This is a genomic window from uncultured Campylobacter sp. (assembly GCF_937997465.1).
GTDB lineage: Bacteria > Campylobacterota > Campylobacteria > Campylobacterales > Campylobacteraceae > Campylobacter_A.
In genome coordinates this window covers 1-2,652 of sequence record NZ_CALKTQ010000020.1, presented here as the reverse complement: position 1 = coordinate 2,652, position 2,652 = coordinate 1, and the positions used below count along the sequence as shown (strand labels likewise).

The 2,652-nt window shown below is 47.5% G+C and carries 1 protein-coding gene and 1 pseudogene; both read left to right on the top strand.

All coding sequences use genetic code 11. From position 1 onward, the window contains the following. The first annotated feature begins 389 nt into the window (after nt 1-389). Entirely contained in the window at nt 390-1,943 is a 1,554-nt protein-coding gene (locus Q0546_RS00575) for a flavocytochrome c (protein ID WP_298789569.1), read from the top strand. Nucleotides 1,944-2,438: 495 nt separating this feature from the next. After that, nucleotides 2,439-2,652 (top strand): annotated as a pseudogene (locus Q0546_RS00570) (cytochrome C); the annotation flags it as partial.

The following is a 2,652-nucleotide window of genomic DNA, read 5'->3' as shown; positions in this document are numbered from 1 at the left end:
AACCATCGACCACTACCATGTCAAGGTAGTGCTCTACCAACTGAGCTACGGGACCGAAAAATGGAAATTTACCCAAAATAATATTGAAATTAGCTTAAATTTTGCGATTTTTCGTAAAAAGCAAAATTTGAGCGCGGTCACATTTCGTCAAATTTGACCATGCAGGGCAGTCTCAAAATAAAAATACATAAAGATTATATTTTAGTAGAAAAGTCTTGATAAATATTAAAAATAAAATCTCATAAATTCATATCTTCTCGGTCAAATTTACATTAAATCCCCTAAATTTAGGGATATTTATGACAGAGCAAATTTTTAATAAAACTCACAGCAAACTCACGATATTATAATTATAATGCCATTATGATATTTCATCCAAAGGAGAATGTATGCAAGAGCAAATGTCAAGACGCGACTTGTTAAAGCTAGGTATGGCGAGCGCGGGTGCGCTAGCACTTGGTGCGGTAAATGCGCAAGCAAGCGCGTTAAACGCAAAAGACGTCAAATTTGACGAAGAGTGGGACATGATCATCATCGGCTCGGGCTTTGCGGGGCTTGCGGCGGGCTTAAAAGCGGCGCAAAAAGACAGCAAGGTACTAATCCTGGAAAAAATGGGTCGCATCGGCGGCAACTCCGTAATCAACGGCGGCGGCATGGCGGTCGCAAACAACCCGGTGCAAGCAAAAACCAACATCAAAGACAGCAAAGAGCTATTTATCGCTGACTGTCTAAAAGCCGGCCTTGGCATCAACCACACCGAGCTTTTGGAGACTTTAGTCGATCGCGGTATGGACGCGTATAACTTCCTCGTTGAAAACGGCGTTCAGTTTAAAGAGCACTGCGCGCACTTCGGCGGTCACACCGTAGCTCGCTCGCTGCTAACGACAAACGACTCGGGCTCAGGCTACATCCAGCCGATGCTTGAAAAATTCGAAGCGCTAAAAGACAAAGGCTGCGAGCTTCGCCGCCGCGCCAAATTTGATGACTTCGTGCTGGATGATAGCGGCCGCGTCGTGGGCGTAACGATCAGAGAAGAGTATAGATTCGACGATAAGCTTTACAGCGACGACTTAGAAAACACTAGCGGCACGAAAAAAACGCTAAAAGCAAACAAAGGTGTCGTTTTAGCAGCCGGCGGATTTTGCCGCGATAAGGCGTTTAGAAAGCTCCAAGACCCGCGCATTCCCGACGACGTCGATAGTACAAACCACCCAGGAGCGACTGCTGGCGCGCTGCTAAAAGCCTTTGAGATCGGCGCGTATCCGGTGCAAGTAGACTGGATCCAGTTTGGTCCGTGGGCGAGCCCGGACGAAAAGGGCTTTGGTACGGCTCCGATCCTAACTCAGCAAGGCACCTTTAAATACGGCATCGCAGTCGATATCCGCACCGGCAAGCGCTTTATGAACGAGCTGGCCGACCGCAAAACCCGCGCGGACGCCGAGTTTAAAATTTTACGCGAGGATCCCAAAGCCTATCCGATAACGTTTGCCGATACCAAAACGGCGTTTAAAGACCTAAGCGAAGAGATCATCCAAAAAGGCATGGGTAGCGGCAAGATAGTTGGCGAGTGTGCTACGCTCGATGACATCGCAAAAAAATACGGCGTACCTGCCGACGCGCTAAAAGAAACCGTCAAGAAATATAACGAAGGCGTCAAGGCTAAAAAAGACGAATTCGGCAAACAAGAAAGCGCGCTAAGCGAGATCAACGAGGCAGGACCGTTCTACGTCATCCGCCTATCGCCGAAGCCTCACCACACCATGGGCGGCCTAAAGATCAACGCCAAAGCCGAGGTTATCTCAAGCAAGACGAATAAGCCGATCCCTGGCCTTTATGCCGCAGGCGAGATCACAGGCGGTACGCATGGCGCGAGCAGACTCGGTACGGTTGCGATCACCGATTGTATAGTGTTTGGGATGATTGCCGGAGAAAATCTGGCCTAAATTTGCGGCGTCTTTTGAGTATCTTTGAATGAGTTTGAAATTTTAAGTCTGCGGCAGACTACTTGTCTAGCCTTGACTTAAAATTTCTGCACAACATTCAAATCCATCTCAAAATACTTGCAAATCTTATTTCGTATTGCAGGTCAGATTTGGTCTACGATACTTCGTTAAATTTGATGGTAAATTTAATAAAATTTGTAAATTTGCCTTCACCTAAACAAAACATGCGGCGCGACAGCGCTACCGCACCCCGCTAACGTGCAGTGGGGATGGTGAGGGTTTCTGCGTTGATGCGCTAGCAGCTGCAAGCAGGCGGGGGCGGGTCTGCTTCTGGCAGTTGCGAGTGCGTAGCACGACGCAAAGGAAGGTGACGCTTTGTAGGTAGGTCTGCTCGCAGTTACGAGCCGCAGGCGAAGTAAAGCCCCTTCTCCGCCACCAAAGAAAGAATTTAAAGATAACTTGTTTCTAAAAGCACGCTAGTAGAAAGGAATTCGCATGAAACACAAAGCGTTTCTCGCCTTGTGCGCATCTATGCTATTATGCTCTTTTGCATTTAGCGCAGGTGCACCAAGTGCAAAGATAACGTCTTTAGTAGATCTTAACGTCACCGACGAGCTGCGAGCCAAACACCCTTTAAAGCCTCATCACGAAAAACTAAGCTTCACCTGTCTTGATTGTCACGAAGGACAAGGAAACGACGCTAGTAAAT

Coding starts and splice junctions, on each gene's coding strand:
- Q0546_RS00575 (WP_298789569.1), top strand. CDS start 390: ATGCAAGAGCAAATGTCAAGACGCGACTTGTTAAAGCTAGGTATGGCG.